Raw genomic sequence first — 23788 nt, 5'->3', positions numbered from 1 at the left:
ATGCATAATTTCCTATTCGGTATCTATCCCTATATCGCCCTCACTGTGGCGATCCTGGGATCAATCGCGCGCTACGAGCGGGATCCCTTCACTTGGAAGACCTCATCAAGCCAGATGCTGCGCCGCAAGCAGCTGATCATGGGTTCGGTGCTGTTTCATATCGGTGTGCTGGTGATCTTTGTTGGTCACCTTGTGGGGCTGCTGACGCCTATCGCCGTCTTTGACGCCTTTGGCATCAGCCATGGTTTCAAACAGGCTGGCGCGGTTGTTGTTGGCGGTATCGCTGGCGTAATGGCGCTGGTGGGCGGCGGCATGCTGTTCCACCGCCGCTGGACCGATCCACGCATCCGCAAGACCTCGAGCTTTGCCGATATCGCCATCCTGGCAATGCTGCTGGCGCAGCTGGTGCTGGGTCTGCTGACCATCTTTGCCTCCCTGGGGCATCTGGACGGCCATGAAATGGTCAAGTTCATGTCCTGGGCGCAGGGCATCATCTTCTTTGATGGTGCTGCCGCCAGCTACATCGAGGACGTGGCCTTTGTCTTTAAGTTACACCTGTTCCTGGGCCTGACCATCTTCCTGGTCTTCCCCTTTACCCGGTTGGTGCACATGCTCTCGGTGCCGCTGCGCTACGTCTTCCGCCCCGGCTATCAGGTGGTGCGTTCGCGCCGCTCTGAGCCTCTGCCAACCCGTGCTGAACCGGTTGCCCCCGGCCGGTCCGCCAACAAGTAAGCCGGAGTAGATAAGATGAAAGCAGGCCTTTTCCCCGACCTCGTCGTTAATGGTGAATGTGTGCCCCATGCCGTGGTTGCGGCAGAGACGCAGAACCATGAAGCCCCAACCGGCAAGCCCGGCATCGCCTGGCGCAAGGCCGCCAATGCGGTTGCCCTGCGCACCCTGCTGTTGCAGGAGGCGCGCCGCCAGGGGTTGACCCCGGAGCCCGCCGAGGTCGAGCCAGGCCGCTTTGAAACAGATGAGGAGGCCCTAATCCGGGGCCTTCTCGAGGCCCGCGTCGAAGTTGACGCCCCAACCGAAGAAGAGGTGCGCGCAGAATGGGCACGGGATCCCTCGCGGTTCCGCTCACCGCCGCTTTGGGAGGTCTCGCATATCCTCTGTGCCTGCGATCCCCGTGATAAGGCGGCAAAGGAAAAGGCGCTGAAAAAGGCCAATGTGCTGAACGACCGCCTCAAGACCAACCCCAAGGATTTTGTCGCCCTGGCCAAGACCGAAAGCGACTGTGGTTCAAAATCATCGGGCGGAGCCCTGGGCCAATTGGGGCCGGGTGACACAGTGCCTGAGTTTGAGAGGTATCTACACCATCTGAAGGAAGGCGAGATCACGCCTGTGCCGGTTTTGTCCCGCCATGGCTATCATATCGTCCGCATGGATGCGGTGGCTGAGGGGCAGGAACTGCCCTTTGAAGCCGCCAAACGCGCCATCTCCATGGCCATGGAAAAGGCGAGCTGGGCCCGCTCGGCCCAGGCCTTTGTGCAGGAGCTAGCCGCAGGAGCCGAAATCTCCGGGGCTGACCTGCAGCCAGTGGGATGAGCCGCAGACCGGAAGAGGAAAAACCATGGGGCAGGCAGCGGATTTGCCCAGTGTTATCAGTGCAAGAAAGAAGACAATGCAGATTACAGGTCTGTGCCTATTGGAAATTCGGGCAAGGAGCAGTTACAGAAGCGGAGATTTATCGCCGCAGGCGATGGCACCCTGTGGTATTAGGGACCAAAAGTGGTAAGAAAACTGAACCGAGTCTCTTTAGGGGGGAGTTCTGTTAAGCAGAAATGAACACCTTTGCGGCAGGTTTCAGTCAGGATGAATACTTTTGGTGAGTAAACTCAACCTCATCTAGATGGGGAAGAGAGGGTGAGTGGGCGTGGTGTTAGTTCCGTGAAAGGTTCTTTGAAAATACCTGTCGGGGGGCTGTTAAAGCGCGCCTACATTCCTGTATTGGTCGCCTTATGCATGGTTCTGGCGGCCGGCTATTATTCCGAACGGCAAAATCAAACAATCCATAATCAGGCCCTGCGGGCCGATGTTCTCCGCGAGGCGAGCCAGCTGCAATCCAGCCTGAAAGGGGCATTGCAGGCAGATATCCAACTGGTGCGCGGGCTGGTTGCTGTGCTTTCGACTGAACCAGATATGGCCCAGGCGCGATTTACCGAGTTGGGTGAAATGGTCATGGGTACGGAATCCGGGATCAGTCATGTTGCGGCAGTGCCGGATCTGGTGATTTCGATGATTTATCCCCTGTCTGGCAATGAGGCGGCCCTAGGGCTGGACTACAATCAAAACGACGCCCAGCGAGAGGCGGCTTATAAGGTCCGTGACAGTGGCGAGATGGTGCTGGCGGGGCCAGTTCAGCTGGTGCAGGGCGGAGAGGCCTTTATTGGCCGCTTTCCGGTCTTCACCGGCGCAGGGGAGAACCGGCGTTTTTGGGGTATCTTGTCCTCGGTGATGAAGGCGGGGCAGCTTTATGAACAGCACGGGTTCAATGACCTGAACCTGGGGATCGAGGTGGCGCTGATGGGACAGGATGGAATGGGCCTCGACGGGGCGCAGTTCTTTGGCGATCCCTCCATATTTGCAGATAACCCGGTCACGCTGGATATCCCGCTGCCGGTTGGATCCTGGATGATGGCCGCGCGCCCCAAGGGGGGCTGGTCAGCCCGCAAGGCCAATCCCTGGCCCTGGCGCTTGGTGGTGTTCATCGCCGGGGGCTTGATTGTCATCCCGATCTTTATGGCGGGCCGCCTGTCCGCAGCACGGCGCGATGTTATTCGGACTCTGAAGCGGCGCGAACGCCAATTGGAGATCCTGTCTCGTCGGCTCGAGATCGCGGTGGATATCTCAAAGATCGGCATTTGGGAGCTGAACACCCGATCCAACGAAACACTCTGGGATCAGAACCTGCGCAGTATTTATGATTATAAAGACGAGGGACCGATCGAGTTCGGGACCTGGGAGAGCTATCTCCATCCTGAGGATCGTCAGCAGGCCATCTATGAAATGCGCAGAGCCTCCCATGCTGGGGGCAGTTTCACCTCGCAATTTCGCATCGTTCTCCCCAGCGGAGAGGTGCGCCACATTCGCAGTATGGGGACTGCCTATGCGGATAGCGCGGGCTGGTTGCGGATGCTGGGGGTCAATCTTGATGTGACCCGTGATGTGCACCTGCACGAAAAACTGATTGAGGCAAACGCGACACTGCTGCAACGCAACAACGACCTGACCGATGCCAAAGTGGCTGCTGAAAGCGCTGATCGTGCCAAGTCAGAGTTCCTCGCCAATATGTCCCACGAAATCCGCACCCCGATGAATGGTATTCTTGGGATGGCGGAGCTGATGTCGGAAGCTGATCTTGGCGCTGAAGAGCGGGAATATCTGACGACCATTCAGGATTCCTCAAACGCCTTGCTGAAAATCATAAATGATATCTTGGACCTGTCTCGTCTAGAGGCAGGGCGTTTGGCAATCAGCCCGGTTGATTTTGATCTGCGAAACTGTGTCGCTGGCGCGGTTAATCTGCTGCGCCCGAAAGCGCGGGAAAAAGGCCTGTGGATGTCGGTTGATTTTGCGGAGAACCTGCCAGAACAGGTTTATGGAGATGATGGCCGACTGCGCCAAATCCTGGTGAACCTGATTGGCAATGCAGTCAAGTTCACCTCTGAGGGGGGCGTAGATGTCAAGGTGACCTGCGATGAGCAGGACCCCTATAGTCTAGAGATTGCTGTTGAGGATACCGGGATTGGGATTTCGGACAGCCAGGCGGAGTATATCTTTGACCGGTTTGCCCAGGCGGATGCCGCGATCACGCGGGCCTTTGGCGGGACGGGGTTGGGATTGACGATTTCCAGCATTTTGGCCAAGCGCATGGGGGGCGGTATTGAACTGTGCCGGGCGCGGGAGGAAGGATCTTGTTTCCGTTTGAAGGTTCAACTGGCACAGCCGGTCAAATCCAGCACTGGCTTCCGGGTCGAAACCCTGATGGATACGGCGGCCCTGGCAGGATGTCGGATGCTATTGGCAGAAGACAACAAAACCAACCGTTTGCTGGTGCAAAAATACCTGTCTGATTTGGGAATTATCCTTAGCGAGGCGCACAATGGTCGACAGGCGGTGGCTATGTGTCAGCAAGAGCAGCCTGATATCATCTTGATGGATATGGCCATGCCGGAGCTGGACGGGCTGGAAGCAACGCGGGAAATTCGCGCCTTGAATATTAAGCAGCCGGTGATTGTTGCCCTGACTGCAAATGCATTTGAATCCGACCGGGAGGCCTGCTTGGCTGCGGGGATGGATTATTTCTTGCAAAAACCGATCAGAAAATCGGTTTTGCTGCAAACTCTCACCATGTTGCAAGTCGGTAAGGATGTAAAACAAGGCCTGTCAGGCTGAGTGCTCTCCAAGTCTACGGGGAAGGAGAGCCATCCGAATTGGTCTGGGAAAGCCAGAGACCGATCTGGGTTTTGGCCTGTGCGCAGGCCTCCTCTACCGATCTCCCCTGGGCGAGAGCGCAGGTGAGGGCGGTTGCAAGGCTGCACCCTGTGCCGCGTTTGCTGCCGGCAAGGCGTGGCGCAGAGAATGCCTGATGGGATGTGGTGGTAAACAGATGGTCGACACTGCTTGCGCCGTGGCCATGTCCGCCTTTGATCAACACCGCTGCAACACCCCTGGCTAATATTTTCTGGGCTTGGGATTTGATCTGCGGCAGATCCGGGGGCTCCTCAGGGTAAAAAACGCAGCCACTCAGCCGCGCGCTTTCCTCCAGATTGGGGGTGAGTAGCGTCACTTTTGGCAGCAAGGGCGCGAGGCTTTGCAATGACATCAACCGCCCACCAGAGGAGCTCTTGAGCACGGGATCCAGTACAATTGGAAGGCCGCCAGGGAGGGACTGTGCCAGTCTCACAGCGGCCTCAGGGGTGCCGATCATGCCAATCTTGATGGCTTTGGGGGGCTGGCCGCCGGGATCAAAGGCGGCTTTGACCTGGGCAGCGATGAGTTCCGGGGAGATGGGCTGGATGTCGATCAGAGCCCGATTGGTTTGCACGGTGACGGCCGTAACTACCGGCGCGACCGAGCAATTTAAGCTCTCGGCCATGGCGATATCGCGGCTCATACCGGCCCCACCGCTGCTGTCGGTGCCGGCCACCACCAGAATACGGCTCATGCGCTGTCTCCGACGGCAAGGATCTCCACTTGGCGAAAACCCTGTTCCTGCAGCGCACGGGCGGCGCGCCAGGCCCGCACGCCCGAACGACAACAGAGCACGGTCGCTCGGTCCGGGTCCAGATCAGCCCTGGCCAGCGCTTCGGGCAAGATGCGTCGCGCCGCTGATGTGGCGGGCTGAGGGGCTTCTTCCGGTGGGCGCAGGTCAATCACCTGTGCCTGTGGCGTGATCAGCTCGGCACTGGTGAACCGCAGAGGTCTCTTGGGCTCGGGTGCGCCGCGAAAGTCAAAGCTGCTCATGGTGAGGTCTGCCATCTCAACCTGCATCAACCGCCCCAGCGGCGAGGGGGTGTGTTCCAATAGGGTTTTCAGTGCCATCTGTGCCTGCAACGCGCCAATAAGGCCGACAACTGGACCCATCACGCCGGAACTGGCGCAGCTCGTAGCGCTTTCTGGCAGGTCAGGGAACAGCGCGCGCAGCGAGGGGGCCGCGCCGCAGAACCCGCCCACATAGCCCCGTTGTGCCAGCACCGAAGCTGAAATCAGGGGGCACCTAGCGGTCAGGCAGGCATCTGACAGGATGTAGGAGGTGGCAAAACTATCCGCCGCATCCACCACCAGATTCACCTTGCTCACATGATGCGATACATTGGCCGCGCTAAGCGCCTCAGCACGGGGATGCAGTGTGAGCGCTGGGTTGGCAGCCAATAGATGCGCCTGTGCAGCAGCGACCTTGAGCTGGCCGATATCGGCCATGGTGAATAACACCTGCCGGTGCAGATTGCTCTCCTCCACATGGTCGGGGTCCATCAGAGTGATGGCGCCGACGCCCGCCCCAGCCAGGTATTGCAGTACGGGCGCGCCAAGCCCGCCGGCGCCGACGACCAAGACATGGGCGCGCGCCAGGCGATCCTGACCTGCGCTCCCAACCTCTGGCAGGATCATTTGCCGGGCAAAACGCGACATCAGGCGCAGGCCTCGGCCCATTGGCGGCAGCGTGCCTCAGGGTCATCCGCCAGCTGAATATCCGTCACCACCGCGGCGCTGTCTGCTCCGGCGGCAAAAACGCCAGGCAGGCGCTCCGGTGTCAGCCCGCCGATCGCAACCAGCGGTGTATTCCCCGCTAGGCCTTTCCAGCGGCTGACCCGATCCAGCCCCTGCGGATCCCATTTCATTTTCTTCAGAAGGGTTGGATAGACTGGCCCCAGCGCCACATAGGCCGGATCATGGCTTAGCGCGCGCTCGAGTTCCGCCTCGTCATGGGTGGACAGACCAAAGCGGATACCAGCGCGACGCAGAGCCGCAAAATCTGCGGTCTCCATATCTTCCTGTCCGAGGTGGACAAAGTTGCAGTTCAGATCCAGTGCCAGTTGCCAATGGTCATTGACCACCAACTGTGCGCCATGCACAGCGCAAAAATCGCGGGCGCGGGCGATCTGACGGCGCAGCTCGGCCTCGGGTTCGTCCTTGATCCGCAATTGCACCAGTTTGGCCCCCTGTGGCACCAAGAGCTCTAACCGGCCGACATGGCCCACGATCAGGTAAAACCGTTCCATTCTCTGTGGATCTTTCATATCAGTTCCGCCAGTCCCAATACCGGGGTCGAGGGCACGGCCATATCGCGGCGTGGCATGGGGTCAGCCGCATATCCGGTCTGGCCAGCCGTCACCGCCTGCGCCATCGCGCGTGCCATCCCGACCGGGTCTCCGGCCTTGGCCACTGCCGTATTCAGCAGAACCGCATCCAGCCCCAACTCCATGGCGGCTGCCGCATCCGAGGGGCGACCAATACCGGCATCCACCACCAGCGGGGTGTTGGGGAAATGCGCTCGCATGGCCCGCAGCCCATCGGGATTGCGCAGGCCCTGACCCGACCCGATTGGCGCCCCCCAGGGCATCAGGACTTCGCAACCTGCCTGCAGCAGGTGTTCGCCCACCACCAGATCTTCGGTGGTATAGGGAAAGACTTTGAAGCCGTCCTCGCTGAGGATCCGTGCCGCTTCGACCAGGGCAAAAACATCGGGTTGCAGGCTATCTGCATGGCCGATGACTTCCAGTTTGATCCAATCGGTTTCAAAGACCTCACGCGCCATCTGGGCTGTGGTGACAGCCTCCTGCACTGTGTGGCATCCAGCGGTATTAGGCAGAATGCGCGCACCGGTTTGGCGCAGCATATGCCAAAACCCAGTGCCGACCCCCTCCGAGGTCTCGCGGCGCAGGGAAACCGTGATCACCTCGGTGCCGCTGACCTCGATTGCCTCACATAACACCTTGGGGGAGGGGTATTGCGCGGTGCCCAGGAACAGGCGCGAGGCGAGGGCTGTGCCGTAGAACTCCATGGGTTACCCTCCCTGCATCGGCGCCAGGACTTCAATCCGGTCGCCGTCTGTTAACACTGTCTCAACACGTTTCGCGCGCGAAACAAAGGCGCCGTTCAGCGCGGTGGCGAGTGCTGGGCTGATCAGCCCCAGCTCGTTCAAGGCGCCGTCCAGGGTGCTGGCGGAAACCTCATGGGGTTTGGCGTTCACGGTAATTTTCATCCGTTTCGTTCCTTGGCAAAGATGTTTGCAGGCTGGGGCATCAGTTTCGCAGCGGCGCGGCGCGCCATCTCCGGGGCCAGCAAAAAGCCGTGGCGGTACAGACCGTTCAGGTGAAGCACGCCGTCCTGTTCAATCAGGCGGGGCAGATTGTCGGCAAAGGCCGGGCGTAGACCTGCCCCCAATTCAACTAGGCTGGCCTCGCCAAAGGCGGGATGTAGGGCAAAGGCGGCGCTGAGCAATTCATGGACCGATCGTAGCGTCGGCGCGCGGGTGGAGCTGCTCTCGATCATGGTGGCGCCAATCATGACGTGATGATCATCGCGGGGCACCAGATAAAGCGGGATACGGGGATGCAGGAGCCGCAGGGTGCGGCGGAGGTCAATTTCAGGACAACGCAGTATCACCATCTCTCCGCGCACCGGGCGCAGGCCAGGCAGACCTGCGGCCATGCCGGTGCAGTTGAGATCCACCCGCTTGGGAGCAGGGTGGCCATAGACGATCTGGCCGCCCATGTCGGTGATCACCTGGGCGAGGTCCCGCAGGGCGCGACGCGGGTCCAGATGCGCTTCCTCCTTGAAGAACAATCCCGTGGCAAAGCGGCCCGACAGCGCGGGCTCCAGCTCGGCGATCTCGGCGTGTGTCAGCAACTGATGGCCCCTGGTGCGACGGGCGAACCGGGTGAGTTCAGCCCGGTCGCGGGGGGGCGCAACCACCAGCGTGCCGCGCCGGTGCACCGCTGTGATCTTGGCCCACCACTCTGAGGCGCGGCTGCCGAGGGTGATGACCTCCTCTTCCGCGCTTTCCCCCTCGCAAAAGGGTGCCAGCATGCCCCCGGCATAGCGGGCGACACTCGTCGAGCCGGGGCCAGAGCCAGAGTCGAACAGGGTGACCTCTGCGCCGCGTTGCAAGAGCTCGTAAGCGGTGGTGAGGCCCGCAAGCCCCGCCCCCGCGATTTTGATCATGCGCCTGGTTCCAGCGTTTTGTCTGCGGGGGCTGGCACGTAGAGCTCTCCCCCTTCACGGAACTTGGCGGCCATGGCCTCCATGCCCTCTTTCTGAGCTTCGGCGCGAATGTCATGGCTGATCCGCATGGAGCAGAACTTGGGCCCGCACATAGAGCAGAAATGCGCCACCTTATGGGCCTCTTTGGGCAGGGTCTGGTCGTGGTAGTCCCGCGCGGTATCCGGATCCAGCGAGAGGTTGAACTGATCCTCCCAGCGGAACTCAAACCGGGCACGTGACAGCGCATCGTCGCGCCGCTGCGCCCCCGGCAGCCCCTTGGCCAGATCCGCCGCATGGGCTGCGATCTTATAGGTGATCACGCCAACCTTGACGTCGTCGCGGTCCGGCAGGCCGAGGTGTTCTTTGGGCGTCACATAGCAAAGCATGGCACAGCCGAACCAGCCGATCATCGCCGCGCCAATACCAGAGGTAATATGATCATAGCCCGGTGCAATATCAGTGGTGAGGGGGCCAAGTGTATAGAAAGGTGCCTCGTGGCAGCACTCCAGCTGCTTGTCCATGTTCTCCTTGATCTTGTGCATGGCTACATGGCCGGGGCCCTCGATCATCACCTGGCAGTCCTTGGCCCAGGCGATCTTTGTCAGCTCGCCCAGGGTCTCCAGCTCGGCGAACTGCGCCGCGTCATTGGCATCGGCAATGGAGCCGGGGCGCAACCCATCGCCAAGGGAGAAGGAGACGTCATACCTGCGGCAGATGTCGCAGATTTCCTCAAAATGCTCGTAGAGAAAGCTCTCTTTGTGGTGATGCAGGCACCATTTCGCCATGATCGATCCGCCACGCGACACGATCCCGGTGACGCGTTCCACCGTCATCGGCACCATGTGCAGGCGAACGCCGGCATGGATGGTGAAATAGTCCACGCCCTGTTCGGCCTGTTCGATGAGCGTGTCACGGAATACTTCCCAGGTCAGATCCTCGGCGATGCCATTGACCTTTTCCAGCGCCTGATACATCGGCACGGTGCCGATCGGCACGGGAGAGTTGCGGATGATCCATTCGCGGGTGTTGTGGATGTTACGCCCAGTTGACAGATCCATCACCGTGTCAGCGCCCCAGCGGATCGACCAGACCAGCTTGTCGACTTCTTCCTCCATCGAGGAGCTCACGGCAGAGGTGCCCATATTGGCGTTGATCTTGACCAAGAAGTTGCGGCCGATGATCATCGGTTCGATTTCTGGGTGATTGATATTTGCCGGGATGATGGCGCGGCCCGCAGCGATTTCCGAGCGGACAAATTCCGGGGTCACATAGTCGGGGATATTGGCGCCCCAGTCATGGCCGTCGCGGTGACAGGGCGACAGCTCGCGCAGCTGGTTTTCGCGGATGGCGACAAATTCCATTTCCGGCGTGATGATGCCGGCGCGGGCATAGGCCAGCTGAGTTGGGGCGGAATCGCCCTTGGCCTGCAATGGCGCAGGCTTTACCGGGAACTCCGGTGTCAGCCGGTCGCCTTTGACAAAACCATTGTCGGCCTCGGTGATCTCGCGGCCTTCATATTCCTCAACATCGCCGCGGGCACGGATCCAGTCCCCGCGCAAGGCGGGCAGGCCCTGACGAATGTCAGTGGTGTGGTCGGGATCGGTATAGGGGCCGGAGCTGTCATAGACCGGCAGCGGCGCTTCGCCTGCGGTGGGATGGGTCGAGATCTCCCGCATCGGCACCCGGATATCGGGGTGCAAATCACCAGGCACATAGATCTTTTGCGAGGCGGGCAGGGCGCCGGTGGTGACCGCTGGGGTCGGGGCGGGGCTTGCTTTGTTCATTTTGGTGCTCCTCGAGCCAATACTCAAAAAGGTCACCAGATGAGGCTTGGCTGGGAGGCTCGGAGAGGATGTACGGCCCTCCCGGTTCGGTGCGCAGGCAAGAGGGAGTACAGCCCCGCAAGCAATGCGTCCTAGCTTCCTACGCCAGTGTCAACTGGGTCAGGTTCTAAGGGTCGCGTCGCCGGTCAGATTGCTCTGCCCTGTCAGCCTCTCAGTCCCCTCGGTGGGACTCCCCTGCGTAGGCTAAGACCTAGGGGAGGGGCGGGGTGAGCGTCAACTGATTTTTTTATAGATAAAAAATATCAATATAAAACAACATTATAGATGGAATGTTTTCCAGAATTCCGGCGCATCGGCATAAATGCTTGGTGCTTTTGGAGAAAATATCTATAAAGCAGGCGCCGGGCGTAGCGCCCTCAAAATCAACACTGTGACCCCTCAGGAGAGCCCATGCTGGACGCCGCCCCCCTTCGAAACGACTGGACCCGCGCAGAAGCCGAAGAGATCTACAACATGCCTTTCATGGATCTGCTGTTTCGGGCGCAGTCGGTGCATCGTCAGCACTACGACCCCAATCAGGTGCAGCGCTCCAAGCTGTTGAGCATCAAAACCGGAGGCTGTGCCGAGGACTGTGCCTATTGCTCGCAGTCTGCGCGCAACGGCGCCAAGCTGTCGGCCAGCAAGCTGATTGAGGTGGAGCGGGTGATTGCCGAGGCGCGCAAAGCCAAGGCAGGCGGTGCCACGCGCTATTGCATGGGGGCGGCCTGGCGGTCGCCCAAGGATCGCGACATGGCGGCGCTGGAGGCGATGATCGAAGGGGTCAAGGGTCTGGGCATGGAGACCTGCATGACCCTGGGCATGCTGGATGACAATCAGGTCTTCCGCCTGCGCGACGCGGGTCTGGACTATTACAACCACAATATCGACACCTCCGAGCGCTATTACTCCGAGATCATCACCACCCGCACCTTTGCCGATCGTATCGACACCCTGAACCGGGTGCGCGAGGCGGGCATGAAGGTCTGCGCTGGTGGTATCGTTGGTATGGGCGAGCAGCAGATGGACCGCATCGACATGATGCTGGCTTTGGCCACTCTGGAGGAGCATCCGGATTCGGTGCCGGTGAACATGTTGATCCCAATCGCCGATACGCCGCTGGCCGATGTGGCCAAGCTCGACCCGATTGAGTTTGTCCGCACCATCGCCCTTGCGCGGATCCTGATGCCAAAATCCCACGTTCGCCTGTCTGCCGGACGCACCGATATGTCGGATGAGCTGCAGGCCATGTGTTTCTTTGCTGGGGCCAATTCGATCTTTGTTGGTGACACATTGTTGACGGCGGATAACCCTGAGGAAGACAAGGATCAGATCCTGTTCGACAAGCTGGGCATCACCGCCATGGGCGTTGGCTCGGATGGCAGCCACGATGAGGCACAGGCCAATACCTGCCCTGGGAGCGCTGCTGAAACCCGCGAGGAGGCTTCGGTATGAGTGACGTTTTCCCACGCCATACCACCGGGCTGGAAGATCTGCGCGAGCAGGGGCGCTTCCGCCGGTTGATCCCGCGTGCGGGTCATGACTTTTCTTCGAACGATTACCTGGGGCTGGCACAAAGCCAGACCCTGAAAACTGCGGCGCTGGAGGCGCTGGAGCGCGGTGTGCCCGTAGGCGCAGGCGGTTCGCGTCTGCTGCGCGGCAATGCGGAGGAGCATATCGCGCTGGAAGCCGAGGCGGCGGCGTTTTTTGGCACCGAGGCGGCGTTGTTTATGGGCGGCGGCTTTAATGCCAATCAGGCGATCTTCTCAACCCTGCCACAGCGGGGCGATTTGGTGCTTTATGATGCGCTGATCCATGCCAGCACCCATGATGGTATGCGTCTGGGCCGGGGCGAGAGCCGCAGTTTCAGTCACAACAGCCCCGCAGATGCGGCGGCGCAGATTGCCAACTGGCGCAGTGAGGGCGGCAGCGGTCAGATCTGGATCGCGGTGGAATCTGTCTACTCAATGGAGGGCACATTGGCGCCCTTGCCGGAGTTTGCAGCGCTGGCGAAGCGCGAGGCGGCGGTTCTGGTGGTGGATGAGGCCCATGCCTCCGGGTTGTTTGGGGATCTGGGCCGGGGTCTGGCGCATGACTATGCGCAGAACCCCTGGGTGCTGACACTGCATACCTGTGGCAAGGGCCTCGGCGTGTCTGGTGCGCTGATCTGCGGGGCGCAGGTACTGATCGAATTCCTGGTCAATCGCGGCCGCGGCTTTATCTTTGCCACGGCACCTTCGCCGCTGAATGCGGCCCTGGTACGGGTGGCGCTGCGGGATCTGGCCGAGAACGCCGGGCGACGCGCGCGCGCCTGGGATCTGATTACCCATGCCCATAGCGAGGCCACCCGGCTGTGTGGGATCAGCGGCTATCAGAGCCAGATCCTGCCGGTGATCATCGGCGAGGACAAGCCGACCATGGCGCTGTCCGAACGGATGCAGGCGCAGGGCTTTGACGTGCGCGGCATTCGCCCCCCTACGGTGCCCAAGGGGACCTCGCGGCTGCGGATCTCGCTGACTGGCACCTTGACAAAACCCGTGATCACCGAGCTGTTTGAGACTCTGGCGGCCGAGCTGGCGCAGTCAAACCTGCAACCCTATGCGCTGGATCAGGTTGCATGAATGCCCTGGTGGTGACTGGGACCGATACCGGCATCGGTAAAACCATCTTTTCTGCCGGTCTGGTGCAGGCGCTCGCAGCCAGCTACTGGAAACCGGTTCAATCGGGCCTGGAAGAGGAAACCGACAGCCAGATCGTGGCGCGGCTTTCCGGCGTTACACCGTTGTCTGAGGGCTATCTGCTGCAAATGCCCGCCTCGCCACATCTATCGGCCGAGGCCGAAGGGATGGTGATTGACCCCGATAGGCTCAGGCTGCCGCAGGTGGACGGGCCTTTGGTGGTCGAAGGGGCAGGCGGGCTGATGGTGCCGCTGAATCGAGAAACGCTTTACCTTGATCTCTTTGCCCGTTGGGGCGCCCCGGTGATCCTGTGCGCGCGCACGCAACTGGGCACCATCAATCACACGCTTTTGTCGCTTAAGGCGCTGCGCGATGCAGGCTGTGATGTGGTGGGGGTGGCCTTTATCGGCGATGCTGAGCCGGAGGTCGAGGAAACCATCCTGCAGTTCGGCAAAGTCGCGCACCTGGGGCGTCTTCCGGTGATCGACACCTTGAACAAAGAGGTCCTCGCAGAGGTTTTTGCGCAGAACATCAATCTGGACCTGATAAGGGAGGCGCTGTGATGAGTGCATCGGATCTCAGCCAGCTGGAGTTTGACCAGCAGCACCTCTGGCATCCCTATACCAATGTCGCCAAACCCGGTCCCACCTTTGTGGTGAAAGAGAGCGAAGGGGTACATATCACCCTGGAGGATGGCACCCGGCTGATTGACGCCATGTCTTCTTGGTGGTGCATGATGCATGGGCATCGCAACCCAGCCATTACAAGCGCCATCCATGATCAGCTGGACCGCCTGCCACATGTGATGTTCGGCGGGTTGACCCATGATCCGGCCATAGACCTGGGGCGCAAGCTGCTGGAGATCACCCCCCAAAGCCTGACGCGGATCTTCTATTGCGATTCCGGATCGGTCTCGGTTGAGGTGGCGATGAAGATGGCGGTGCAGTACCAGCATGCAAAGGGGCACGTGGGGCGCAGTCAGTTTGCCACCATACGCTCGGGCTATCACGGCGACACCTGGAAGGCGATGAGCGTCTGTGACCCGGATACCGGCATGCATCACCTGTTTCAGGGCGCGCTGAGTGTGCAGCATTTTGTTTCGCGTCCGCCAATCCCCATGGCAGCGCCCTGGACGGACGATCCAGATCACAATGGGTTGGGCGAACTGCGTGCTGTGCTGGAGGCCAATGCCGATAAGATCGCCGGCTTTATCCTTGAACCCGTAGTGCAGGGCACGGGGGGGATGTATTTTTACCATCCCGAATACCTCAACCAGGCGCGCGCGCTCTGTGATGAGCTGGGCATTTTGTTGATCTTTGACGAAATTGCCACGGGCTTTGGTCGCACAGGCGAGCTGTTTGCCACTGATTTTTGCAGCGTTGAGCCGGATATCATCTGTCTTGGCAAGGGGCTGACGGGCGGGCATATCTCCTTTGCCTGCACCATGACCAATGATCGCGTTGCGTTGGGTATCGGCCATGGCTCCCCGGGGATCTTTATGCATGGGCCCACCTATATGGCCAATCCACTGGCCTGCGCGGCGGCCAAGGCGGCGCTGGATTTGCTGACGGGGCAGGATTGGCGTGCCCGAGTAGCAGAGATTTCTGTTCAGCTGGTTCAGGACCTGGAGCCTGCGCGGGCCTTGCCTCAGGTCCGCGATGTCCGGGTGCTCGGCGCGATTGGTGTCATAGAGATGAACCACGTGGTATCGGCAGATGCCGCCCATGCCCTGGCGCATGAGATGGGCGTTTTTCTGCGCCCCTTTGGCAAGAATATCTACACAATGCCCCCCTTTGTGACGACGCCAAAGCAGCTGAGTGAAATCACCGCAGGCATGAGGCGTTTGGCACAGGAGCTATAGCGCGCGCGGCCTGACTGCCTGTCGTAAACAATGTCTCCAGGGGGCAGGGCTGGATCGTCGCAGCGGCTTCAGCCCCTGCCAAGTCCGGATTGAGCGCTGCGGCTTTGTGACCGAGTCGATAAGGAGGTCTTGCGGTGATTGGGGGTCTTTTTATTGATCACATGTACGAAAAACTGAATGGAGAATTCAGAATTTTGCGAGTTTATGGCGCAAATGCTCGACAATGGGTCGTAATGCGTTCAAAAACTTGTGGCATACCCGGCCACACTCGGAGATATTACGATGGCCATGCTGGTTCTGAACCCAGAGAGATGCGGCCTGCCAGCGCAAAAAGGGCCGGATGAGCCATGGGGCTCCACTATAATCCACCTCGTCGATCCTGAGCGGCGAGGCACAAAGACAGGGAAATCAACAATGAAAAAGACAACATTTGCATGTGTGTTAGGTGCGGCATCCTTGGCCGCGGGCCTGGGCAACTCTGCTGAACTGGGGGCTGTGGATCAGCCCATCAAACTGGCGATCAACGAATGGACGGGCCAGCATGTGACCACCCATATCGCTGGTGAGATGCTCAAAGCTGCAGGGTACAAGGTGGAATATGTCACTGCGGGCATGTTGAACCAGTTCCAAGCGATTGCCGATGGCGAAATCCACGCAACGCTGGAGATCTGGTCCTCCAACGTCTCCGATGAATATGCCATCAAGATTTCTGAGGGCAGCATTGTCGATCTGGGCGATCTGGAACTGGCCGCCAAAGAAGGCATCGCCTATCCCGCCCATGTGGCGGAGCTTTGTCCTGGTCTGCCTGCCTGGGAAGCCCTGAAAGACTGCGCGCCTCTGTTTGCTGCGGCTGAGACCCTGCCAGCGGGGCGTCTGGTTGACTACCCTGCTGATTGGGGCACGCCTGGGGCAGACCGTATGACTGGGCTTGAACTGCCCTTCAAAGCGATACCTGCAGGATCCGAAGGGGCCTTGATCGCAGAGCTGCGCGCCTCCAGCGAACGCAAGACGCCGCTGCTGGTCACCTTCTGGCAGCCCCATTGGGCGATGTCGGCTTATGATGTGAAATTTGTGGACCTGCCAGCCGGTGAAGAGGCCTGCTTTAATGATCCGGCCTGGGGGCCGAACCCCAATGCGATCAACGACTGTGACTTCTCGTCGACACTGATTTCCAAGGCCGCATGGTCCGGCATGGCCGAAACATGGCCAGCCGCCTATGAAATCCTGTCCAACTACACCCTGAGCGTTGCGGATCAGCAGCCGATGATGGGCGCCGTGGACGTAGACGGCGGCAAGGTCGAAGAGGTGGTTGGCGCTTGGATGGAAGCCAATGAAGCCAGCTGGCGCCCTGTCGTCGACGCCGCAACAAAGTGAGCAAGACGGTGATCGAGGCCGCGCGCGAGACAGCTGTGACTGGCTCCGATACGCCCGCCATTTCCTGCCAGAATGTCTGGCAGGTTTTTGGTGAAAATGCTGACAGCGCCTTGGAAAAGGCGCTGTCACAGTACGAAACGGCGGATGAGGTCGCAGCTGCGTTGCGGGCTCAGGGGTTGGTGCCTGCGGTGCAGGATGCCAATTTTGACGTCAAAGAAGGCGAACTTTTTGTCATTATGGGCCTGTCTGGGTCCGGAAAATCGACATTGATCCGCTGTATCTCACAGCTCTTGCCTGCCTCTCATGGGGAGATCCGTATTGAGGGGGAGGATATTGTCTCTGCCAGCAAGGCGCGATTGATCGAACTGCGCCGCAAGACGCTGGGCATGGTGTTTCAGCACTTTGGCCTGTTCCCCCATATGACCGTGGCCGAGAATGTGGCTTATCCGCTCAAGGTGCAGGGCGTTAAGAAAAAGGCCCGCCTGGCGAAGGCGAAAGAGGTGATTGATCTGGTCGATCTGTCGGGGCGGGAAGATCGTTTCCCGCGCGAGCTATCGGGCGGCCAACGCCAACGGGTAGGGATCGCGCGCTCTTTGGTGGCAGATTGTTCCGTCTGGTTCCTGGATGAGCCTTTTTCAGCGCTGGACCCGCTGATCCGTCGCCAGTTGCAGGATGAATTCCTGGATATTCAGGAAAAACTGAAGACCACGATTGTGTTCATCACCCATGACATCAACGAAGCGCTAAAGCTGGCGGATCGTATTGCCATCATGCGTGATGGCAAAATCGTGCAGATCGGCACCCCCGCTGATATCGTGCTGAACCCGGTGGATGACTATGTACGCGAGTTCTCCAAGGATGTGGCCAAGGGGCGTCATGCCCATGTGGCTTCGGTGATGAAGGATCCGCAAAACCACCCCTTTGGCGCCGATGATCCCGGGCTGCGGCGCGACATGACACTGGATGCGGCGCTGGCGCGCTGTATGGATCTGTATGAGCCCGTGCCAGTACGCGACGCAGATGGCAGCCTGGTTGGAGTGATCAACCCTGCCGATCTGGCGGCGGCCCTGCAGGTGGAAACCGACACATGAGCCGTGTCAGCTTTGCAAGCCTGAGCGCGGGAAGTCTGGCGGCTGCGATTGCACTGATCGTCGGCGCGCTTTGCCTGTTACTTGAGGGGCTGATGCCCTGGCTCAGCATTTTCCCAAAAGAATGGGTGCTTCCTGCCACTGAAACTGTCGGGACCGGTGTCAAATCGGGGCTGACCTTTCTGAAACCTGCGGCGCGGATATTCTCTGCTTTGATGGCCTATCCAATGGCCGCGACCAACTATGTGCTGTCAGCCGTGCCCTGGCCCCTGCTGATTGCGGCGACTGTGGCGCTGGGCTGGCGTCTGGGCGGGATTAAGATGGCGGCCATGGCGGCGATCGGGCTGGGCTTGGTCCTGGTCTCCGGCTATTGGCCACAGGGGATGAATACCCTGGCGCTGGTGGCGGTTTCGGTGCCTCTGGCGCTGGTGGTCGGGGCGGGTATTGGCATTCTCGCCAATGAATTCCCAGCCTTTCGTGCCCCGGTTCAGGCCCTGCTGGATGTGATGCAGACTGTGCCGACCTTTGCCTATCTGACGCCGCTTTTGGTGCTCTTTGGCTTTGGCCCTGTTGTGGGTCTCATTGCCTCGGCGATTTATGCCGCGCCGCCCATGGCGCGCAATGTGCTCTTGGGGCTGCAGCGGGTCGAACACGAAGTTAAAGAAGCGGCGATCATGGCGGGTGGCACCCGGATACAGCAGCTGTTCCAGGTGGAAATCCCAGCCGCCAAAGTGCAGATCATGGTTGGGGTGAACCAATGCCTGATGGCGGCCTTGTCAATGGTGATCATTGCCGCCGTTATCGGCGGCTTCAATGACATCGGTTGGGAAGTCCTGCTGACCATGCGAAAGGCGCAGTTTGGTCCGGCCATGCTGGCTGGGGCTGTGATCGTGATCTTTGCCATCCTGATCGACCGGATGAGCGCGACCCTGGCCCAGGAACGCCGCCAGCTTTGGGACGGCCGGGTCTCGTTGGGAATTCTGCTGCTCGGGCTGATCATAAGCCTGGTGTTCTGGAGCCGGATTGGCGATCCCGGCAGCTATCAATTGATGGATCCGCTGGCGGATGGGCTTGACAGCTGGCTTACGGATTTCACGCGTGCGAATGCTGAAGCGCTGACCAGTTTCAAAAATGGCGTGATGTTCTATGTGCTGCTGCCGCTGCGCATTGGACTGGACCAGGCAATCCTGCCCTTTACCTGGGGCTTTCAATGGACCCCGGTGATGAGCCTCTGGTTCTACGGCGCGGCGGCGCTTGTTGGTGCAGCCTGCGCGCTGCGGGGGCAGGTGACGCTGGGCCTGGTGGTATTAATCGCCGCCGGCATTCTGGAAACTGGCGTGTCGCAATTGTCCTGGCCCTTTGTGCTGGCAGGGGCAGCGGCCCTGTCCTGGGTCGCGGGTGGGCCGCGTCTGGCACTGCTTTCGCTGGTTCTGCTCACCACGATCCTGGTTTCGGGGCTGTGGGAGCGGGCTTTGCTGTCGCTCTACCTGTCAGGCGCGGCGGTCTTTGCCTGCGCGGTGCTGGGTGGGGCTATTGGCCTGCTGAGCGCGGTCTCCCCGCTCGCTTGGCGCATCGTGCGACCAATTTGCGATATGCTGCAGACCATCCCGCTGTTTGTCTTCCTGATCCCGGTGCTCATGGTGTTTCAGATTGGCGAGTTCTCGGCCTTTCTGGCGATCATCGCCTATGCGGTGGTGCCAATGATCCGTTACACAAGGCAGGGGCTGATCTCGACTCCGGACGATATGATTGAGGCTGCAACCGCATCGGGGGCTACGGGCTGGCAGATGATGCGGGATGTGCGGGCGCCCTATGCGGCACCAACCATTCTGCTGGGGCTCAACCAGACCATTCTCTATGCCTTTGCCATGCTGGTGATTGCGGCGCTGATCGGTACCACCGGCCTGGGTCAGTCTATCTATCTGGCACTGGGGAAGGCGGATGTTGGGCTGGGAATTTCGGCCGGGGCCGCCATGGCGATCCTGGCGCTGATTGCCGACCGCATCGTACAGGGCTTTGCGCAAGAGCGTAAAAAGGCGCTTGGCCTCTAAAACCTTTCTCCCGCGCCCCTGCATTTGGGCGCGGGAAAACCCCTCTGGTGCCGGGGAGCGATTGCGGATAGCAATTGAGGCGCAACTGCAAACCACTGTTGAGAGGGCAAGTGATGCATCTGGCCTATGTCATGACCGAAACCCGTGGCGGCACCGATCGGCTGCTGAGCAGCCTGGCTGAGGCACTGCATGCCAAAGGCATCGCCCTGGCGGGGATCGTGCAAACCAATACCGAATGTAGCGATGATGCCTTGTGTGACATGGATGTTCGGGTCCTACCCGCAGGCGAAACCATTCGCATTTCACAGTCTTTGGGGGCGGGGGCGCGGGGCTGCCGATTGAATCCTGAGGCGCTGGAGCAAGCCGTAGGCCAAGTGAGCAGCAGTCTTACTGCTGAGCCGCGCCCGCAGGTGCTGATTGTCAATAAGTTCGGCAAACACGAAGCCGATGGGAGAGGCATGCGCCCCGTCATCGGAGAGGCCCTGGCCCAGGGGCTGGTGGTGGTCTCTGGCGTCAATCGGATGAATGTCGAACCCTTTAAGGCCTTTTCCGACGGGATGGCGGTTCAGGGCGCAAGCGAGCTAGACGGTTTGGTGGCCTGGGTCGAACAGGCGCTGGCCGAGGATGCAGGCTAGGCCTTTGGGTCCGATCGTGGCGGTCTAAACAGAGCCAGCAGTCGCAGGGCAGGGCGCAGTATCAGCCGGCGCAGCAGGCGCTTGGCAATGCGCGCCATATCGCGCAGGGGCTGGAAATACAGCACGCTCAGCTGCGCCTCTGAACTGTTTTCGCGGGCATCCAGCCCAAAGGTCAGGTCGCTGGTTTCGCCCTTTGATAGATGCAGCGAGGCAAAGAGCCAGTCCCAGATCGCCAGTGCCGCGCCAAAGTTCTTGTCGAAATGGCGCTCGGCGGTGGAGTGATGCAGGTGATGCTGCGCCGGGGAAATGAACAGATGCTCCAGCCAGGGCCAATAGCTGATGCTGATATGGGAATGGCGTAGGTTGGACCCGGTCACATGAAAGACAAAGACCAGCACATTGACCCCCACCACGCTATAGAGGCTGATATCGCTGCCAAACAGAAAGTAGAACAGCGGGATCACGCTGCCCTGGGTCACGATACTGCGCAGGGTGTATAGCACGCCCTCCAGGGGGTGCACCCTGTAGACGGTGACGGGCGTCAGTGTGGTGGCGGAATGGTGAACCTTATGCAGAGACCACAGCAGCGGAAATCGGTGCATCCAGCGGTGCAGCAGGTATTTTGAGAAATCATCGACCACAAAGAGCACCAGGGTAAACAGGGCGATGATTGTCGGCTGGTTGAGCGTGCTGAACTGGCCGGGGTGCAGGAACTCAACCCGGTGCAGAGCAAAATAGATCGCTGTGGCAATGCCCACCTGTGACAAGAGCAGCGGCGAGATCAAAAAACTGAACAGCCGGTTGATGACAAAGATCTTATAATCGGCAATGGCTGAGCGTGATAAGAACACCTTTGGGTCCAGGATCTGCTTCACCGCCTGCGCCCAGGCGCCCCTGGCGCCTTTGCGGCGCACCACCAGAAAGCCCAGGGCGATCAGCGCAGATAGCGCTATATACCCGAGGAAAATCCGTTTCTTTGGGTTCACAAAATCCGCAAAGATCTGCGCAATCTGATCAAGAAGGTCCAAAGCAGCTGTCCTGGCCAACGAAAAATTACATAGAAAGTGGGGGCCGCGCGAGTTGGCACGGCCCCCGCCTGAACTGGGAGCGGCCTAGTCGGATTCGGCGCCGCCATCATTGCTGAGGCTATCGACCAGCCCCGCCAGCTCGGCAGTTGCGTCCTTGGCACGGGCCTCAATGGCGAAGTCCTTGATCAACAGCTCCTGCACCCGCAACATATGCAGCTGGTAGCTGTTCCAGGACAGTTTGCGATCTTTGATAAAATTGCCATCGGCATCGATGCCCGACACGATGGTTTCATCCAAGGTGACGGGGCTAAAGCCGATCAGGCGGTTCAGGTGCACAGCGGTGCGGCCCAGGTTGTTCTTGCCGCTTTGCAGCGCCATGACAAAGCCCTTCATCTCGCTCCAGTGTTTGACATAGGCACGATAGGCCTTGGCGCGGGCTTCGTCATCCGCAGCAGTGGTGATCGCCGTGATGTCTTTGTAGACCGATCCTGCATATTTGAACGCGGCCTCGGCAAAGACCTTCTCCCAGTTGTCGGCGATTGTGGCGGCGTAGGCTTTGAGCTGCTGGCGCTGGGCCTCGCTCAGATCTTCGCCATTGGCGGATGTGATCAGCTCGCGCCCATCAATGAAGGCACGCATGATGGTTTGCATATAGGCGGTTTTACCGGATTTGTCGGCACCCGCTGCGTAATAGGCGCCCGCAAAAACCATCTCGGACTTAAGATCAACGATGCCATCACCATTGGCATCTGCTGCTTCCAGGCTCTTACGTTTCGAGGTGGCGTAGTTGTCCTCAGCGCTCAGCAACAGGCTATGGGCCGCGGCACCAAAATATCCAAAAGCCTCATCCCAGACATGTTCCTTGCCAGTATAGGCGGCTCCCTCGCTATAGGGTTGGCCGTTTGGCTTTACACCGGCGTCTAGTTTCTCGTCGAGATAGTTGTCCACCGCCTGGTTGTAGGCCATCGCGCCCATAGTGAATTTTGAGATGAGCTGGGCATAGTCATATCCATGGGTGGCGTCAAAGCCGCCATCCGCCTCGGCGGCCTTGCCGATCATATGCAGCAGGACTTCTTTACCCGTCAGGTTGCCAGGCCAGGCTGGCATGGCACCATCATAGAACTTGCCTGCGATATTCTTGCCACCAGAGAGCTCTCCCACCATGGTTTGACGGATCGGAAAGCCGTCTCTTGCAGTGGGGGCCAGAATTTCCAGGTCTAGGTCTGAGCCGTTGAAATAGCTCAACATTTGGGCTTCTACCTCGGCGGCATTGGCACCACCATTGCCGGAGCCCGCCAGCCGTTTCAGGCTGTCAGAGAGAACATGGCGTGCGATCTGCCCGCCATAAGACACCGAGTTGGTCTTGTCTCCATCATATGTTTTCACGGTGACCGGATAGGGGCCATAGGTGTCGCCTGCAAAGGCGGCTCCGGAAAACAGGGCGGTCGCGACAAGACAGGTTGTCAGCTTGAAAGGGTGTTTGGACATGATCTCTCCCACAGATTTGTCCTGAGCTTTTTGCTCAGGAATAATTCCTGACTGAAATACTTATATTTACCCCTGGGCTGTCAAGGGCAGAAATTCGGTATTGGGGAAAAGTGTTTCAGATCTCTCTGGGGCGCCCGCCAAGGAAGGCCTGCGCAGGAGGAACTGCGAAACCCTGCCAGAGGATTACAGCGAAAACTCAGTCAGCCGGTATTCGGCGGCACACCGGCCCCTGAAACCATCGTCCAGATGAAACCCAGGCTAATTATGCCTTCACAATCAATTGGGACCACTCATCTGGGGCTGATCACGTTGCTCGCCCTTATGGCAACCTCACGGTGAGACATCTTAAACTGGTATGCGAAAACCAGCGCTAAAGTCGGCTATGCGCAGTAAGTGACCTTTGCAAAGTCCGTCTTTCAGCCTAGGACCACAGCCTAAGACCGCTGCGATGCCGCGTGAAAAGCGGTCATTGCTCAGAGGTGCAGCGAAATTTTGGGGTTGGAGGGCTGCAGAGCGGACAAAACAACCGACTTCCTATTCGAATCTTCCTTGTTCGTCTGGATACGTCCAGATCGCTTCATCAGCCATGATTGCAGCTATTACAGCTTCTGCCCGTGCCTGTGTTGTTGGACTTACGCCCAGCCCCATGTGTTCGGATTCGATCTGGACAAGGTAGCCAACAACCTCAGTGCTCGACGCCCCTCTGCGAATCTGAGAGGCCGCAGCAATCAGATAGTTATCGTATTCATCTGCAAACCCTCGGTTTGCGTCATTTGTCCATGTACCAGTAAAAGGACCGCCCGTAGACAAGAGCCCGATTGGATCCCATAGGCTCCAGCCAATATCGCGGAGTTTCGATAGTTTGATCCTTGGGTTGGGGGCAGATGGTTTCATAGAGGAGGCTATTCCATTGTTACACTCGAACAACTTACGCTGAACTTTGAGTGGCAAGGAAGGGCTCACTGCAGCCGTTCGCCGCGCCAGCGCACCAAATCGGTACAGAGGTAGGAGGTCAAGGTCGGCTGAGCGGACGGAGCTTCCTTTGGTTTTTCAGAG

Annotated in this window: 20 protein-coding genes and 1 riboswitch; of the genes, 11 read left to right on the top strand and 9 right to left on the bottom strand. The window is 59.5% G+C overall.

Annotated features, from left to right (window positions below):
* The 3 genes from narI (at position 1) to MED193_RS07445 (ending at position 4398) form a co-directional block, all read left to right on the top strand.
* Positions 1-732 carry a respiratory nitrate reductase subunit gamma gene (narI, locus tag MED193_RS07455; RefSeq protein WP_009809075.1) on the top strand — a complete coding sequence of 244 codons (732 nt, stop codon included), beginning with the start codon at positions 1-3 and terminating at the stop codon, positions 730-732.
* 15 nt (positions 733-747) lie between these two features.
* A complete protein-coding gene (locus MED193_RS07450; RefSeq protein ID WP_009809074.1) occupies positions 748-1548 on the top strand; it encodes a peptidylprolyl isomerase in 801 nt (266 codons plus the stop codon).
* A 354-nt stretch (positions 1549-1902) separates the two neighbouring features.
* Entirely contained in the window at positions 1903-4398 is a 2496-nt protein-coding gene (locus MED193_RS07445) for a response regulator (protein WP_039966746.1), read from the top strand.
* Positions 4399-4411: 13 nt separating this feature from the next.
* Here the strand turns inward: MED193_RS07445 and MED193_RS07440 are convergent, their stop codons facing one another.
* From MED193_RS07440 to thiC, 7 genes are read right to left on the bottom strand one after another with little or no spacing between them, the layout of a single operon-like run.
* A complete protein-coding gene (locus tag MED193_RS07440) occupies positions 4412-5170 on the bottom strand; it encodes a hydroxymethylpyrimidine/phosphomethylpyrimidine kinase (protein ID WP_009809072.1) in 759 nt (252 codons plus the stop codon).
* Positions 5167-6135 carry a HesA/MoeB/ThiF family protein gene (locus MED193_RS07435; protein WP_039966745.1) on the bottom strand — a complete coding sequence of 323 codons (969 nt, stop codon included), beginning with the start codon at positions 6133-6135 and terminating at the stop codon, positions 5167-5169. Before MED193_RS07435 ends, MED193_RS07440 begins: the two co-directional genes overlap by 4 nt.
* Positions 6135-6725: a thiamine phosphate synthase gene (locus tag MED193_RS07430; protein ID WP_009809070.1), complete on the bottom strand. Its 591-nt coding sequence runs from the start codon at positions 6723-6725 to the stop codon at positions 6135-6137. The genes MED193_RS07435 and MED193_RS07430 overlap by 1 nt, the downstream gene beginning before the upstream one ends.
* Before the next feature lie 14 nt (positions 6726-6739).
* On the bottom strand, positions 6740-7507 hold the full coding sequence (locus MED193_RS07425) for a thiazole synthase (protein ID WP_009809069.1): 768 nt from the start codon (positions 7505-7507) through the stop codon (positions 6740-6742).
* A gap of 3 nt (positions 7508-7510) precedes the next feature.
* Complete coding sequence (gene thiS / locus MED193_RS07420; protein ID WP_009809068.1) at positions 7511-7708, bottom strand: sulfur carrier protein ThiS; 198 nt, start codon at positions 7706-7708, stop codon at positions 7511-7513.
* The gene (locus MED193_RS07415; protein WP_009809067.1) at positions 7705-8670 is read right to left on the bottom strand and encodes an FAD-dependent oxidoreductase; all 966 of its coding nucleotides are present in this window, start codon (positions 8668-8670) and stop codon (positions 7705-7707) included. The genes thiS and MED193_RS07415 overlap by 4 nt, the downstream gene beginning before the upstream one ends.
* Positions 8667-10493 carry a phosphomethylpyrimidine synthase ThiC gene (thiC, locus tag MED193_RS07410; protein ID WP_009809066.1) on the bottom strand — a complete coding sequence of 609 codons (1827 nt, stop codon included), beginning with the start codon at positions 10491-10493 and terminating at the stop codon, positions 8667-8669. Before thiC ends, MED193_RS07415 begins: the two co-directional genes overlap by 4 nt.
* 119 nt (positions 10494-10612) lie before the next feature.
* Positions 10613-10739, bottom strand: a riboswitch (TPP riboswitch).
* Between the two features lie 204 nt (positions 10740-10943).
* Between thiC and bioB the strand changes: the two genes are divergently transcribed.
* From bioB to MED193_RS07370, 8 genes are all read left to right on the top strand, one after another.
* Positions 10944-11984: a biotin synthase BioB gene (gene bioB / locus MED193_RS07405; RefSeq protein WP_009809065.1), complete on the top strand. Its 1041-nt coding sequence runs from the start codon at positions 10944-10946 to the stop codon at positions 11982-11984.
* On the top strand, positions 11981-13150 hold the full coding sequence (locus MED193_RS07400) for an 8-amino-7-oxononanoate synthase (RefSeq protein ID WP_009809064.1): 1170 nt from the start codon (positions 11981-11983) through the stop codon (positions 13148-13150). Before bioB ends, MED193_RS07400 begins: the two co-directional genes overlap by 4 nt.
* Positions 13147-13770, top strand: coding sequence for a dethiobiotin synthase (bioD, locus tag MED193_RS07395; RefSeq protein WP_009809063.1), 624 nt, complete (start codon positions 13147-13149; stop codon positions 13768-13770). Before MED193_RS07400 ends, bioD begins: the two co-directional genes overlap by 4 nt.
* Positions 13770-15068 carry an adenosylmethionine--8-amino-7-oxononanoate transaminase gene (bioA, locus tag MED193_RS07390; protein ID WP_009809062.1) on the top strand — a complete coding sequence of 433 codons (1299 nt, stop codon included), beginning with the start codon at positions 13770-13772 and terminating at the stop codon, positions 15066-15068. The genes bioD and bioA overlap by 1 nt, the downstream gene beginning before the upstream one ends.
* A 414-nt stretch (positions 15069-15482) precedes the next feature.
* A complete protein-coding gene (locus MED193_RS07385; RefSeq protein WP_009809061.1) occupies positions 15483-16442 on the top strand; it encodes an ABC transporter substrate-binding protein in 960 nt (319 codons plus the stop codon).
* 35 nt (positions 16443-16477) lie between these two features.
* The gene (locus MED193_RS07380) at positions 16478-17533 is read left to right on the top strand and encodes a glycine betaine/L-proline ABC transporter ATP-binding protein (RefSeq protein WP_039966743.1); all 1056 of its coding nucleotides are present in this window, start codon (positions 16478-16480) and stop codon (positions 17531-17533) included.
* Positions 17530-19581, top strand: coding sequence for a proline/glycine betaine ABC transporter permease (locus tag MED193_RS07375; protein ID WP_009809059.1), 2052 nt, complete (start codon positions 17530-17532; stop codon positions 19579-19581). The genes MED193_RS07380 and MED193_RS07375 overlap by 4 nt, the downstream gene beginning before the upstream one ends.
* 113 nt (positions 19582-19694) lie before the next feature.
* On the top strand, positions 19695-20216 hold the full coding sequence (locus MED193_RS07370; protein WP_009809058.1) for a DUF2478 domain-containing protein: 522 nt from the start codon (positions 19695-19697) through the stop codon (positions 20214-20216).
* On the opposite strand, the gene MED193_RS07365 is transcribed toward MED193_RS07370, so the two are convergent.
* A complete protein-coding gene (locus MED193_RS07365; RefSeq protein ID WP_009809057.1) occupies positions 20213-21244 on the bottom strand; it encodes a sterol desaturase family protein in 1032 nt (343 codons plus the stop codon). The genes MED193_RS07370 and MED193_RS07365 overlap by 4 nt on opposite strands.
* Positions 21245-21328: 84 nt before the next feature.
* Positions 21329-22732: a DUF4856 domain-containing protein gene (locus MED193_RS07360; protein WP_009809056.1), complete on the bottom strand. Its 1404-nt coding sequence runs from the start codon at positions 22730-22732 to the stop codon at positions 21329-21331.
* Positions 22733-23788 lie beyond the last annotated feature (1056 nt).

Origin of the sequence: Roseobacter sp. MED193, from assembly GCF_000152965.1 — a bacterium.
GTDB lineage: Bacteria > Pseudomonadota > Alphaproteobacteria > Rhodobacterales > Rhodobacteraceae > Pseudophaeobacter.
Note: the sequence above shows the minus strand (reverse complement) of the source record. Positions and strands in the feature narration are given on the sequence as shown.

What these genes read in the sequence shown, in the direction of transcription:
- narI (WP_009809075.1), top strand. Translation starts at nt 1, where the DNA reads ATGCATAATTTCCTATTCGGTATCTATCCCTATATCGCCCTCACTGTG.
- MED193_RS07450 (WP_009809074.1), top strand. Translation starts at nt 748, where the DNA reads ATGAAAGCAGGCCTTTTCCCCGACCTCGTCGTTAATGGTGAATGTGTG.
- MED193_RS07440 (WP_009809072.1), bottom strand. Translation starts at nt 5,170, where the DNA reads ATGAGCCGTATTCTGGTGGTGGCCGGCACCGACAGCAGCGGTGGGGCC.
- MED193_RS07435 (WP_039966745.1), bottom strand. Translation starts at nt 6,135, where the DNA reads ATGTCGCGTTTTGCCCGGCAAATGATCCTGCCAGAGGTTGGGAGCGCA.
- MED193_RS07430 (WP_009809070.1), bottom strand. Translation starts at nt 6,725, where the DNA reads ATGGAACGGTTTTACCTGATCGTGGGCCATGTCGGCCGGTTAGAGCTC.
- MED193_RS07425 (WP_009809069.1), bottom strand. Translation starts at nt 7,507, where the DNA reads ATGGAGTTCTACGGCACAGCCCTCGCCTCGCGCCTGTTCCTGGGCACC.
- thiS (WP_009809068.1), bottom strand. Translation starts at nt 7,708, where the DNA reads ATGAAAATTACCGTGAACGCCAAACCCCATGAGGTTTCCGCCAGCACC.
- MED193_RS07415 (WP_009809067.1), bottom strand. Translation starts at nt 8,670, where the DNA reads ATGATCAAAATCGCGGGGGCGGGGCTTGCGGGCCTCACCACCGCTTAC.
- thiC (WP_009809066.1), bottom strand. Translation starts at nt 10,493, where the DNA reads ATGAACAAAGCAAGCCCCGCCCCGACCCCAGCGGTCACCACCGGCGCC.
- bioB (WP_009809065.1), top strand. Translation starts at nt 10,944, where the DNA reads ATGCTGGACGCCGCCCCCCTTCGAAACGACTGGACCCGCGCAGAAGCC.
- MED193_RS07400 (WP_009809064.1), top strand. Translation starts at nt 11,981, where the DNA reads ATGAGTGACGTTTTCCCACGCCATACCACCGGGCTGGAAGATCTGCGC.
- bioD (WP_009809063.1), top strand. Translation starts at nt 13,147, where the DNA reads ATGAATGCCCTGGTGGTGACTGGGACCGATACCGGCATCGGTAAAACC.
- bioA (WP_009809062.1), top strand. Translation starts at nt 13,770, where the DNA reads ATGAGTGCATCGGATCTCAGCCAGCTGGAGTTTGACCAGCAGCACCTC.
- MED193_RS07385 (WP_009809061.1), top strand. Translation starts at nt 15,483, where the DNA reads ATGAAAAAGACAACATTTGCATGTGTGTTAGGTGCGGCATCCTTGGCC.
- MED193_RS07375 (WP_009809059.1), top strand. Translation starts at nt 17,530, where the DNA reads ATGAGCCGTGTCAGCTTTGCAAGCCTGAGCGCGGGAAGTCTGGCGGCT.
- MED193_RS07370 (WP_009809058.1), top strand. Translation starts at nt 19,695, where the DNA reads ATGCATCTGGCCTATGTCATGACCGAAACCCGTGGCGGCACCGATCGG.
- MED193_RS07360 (WP_009809056.1), bottom strand. Translation starts at nt 22,732, where the DNA reads ATGTCCAAACACCCTTTCAAGCTGACAACCTGTCTTGTCGCGACCGCC.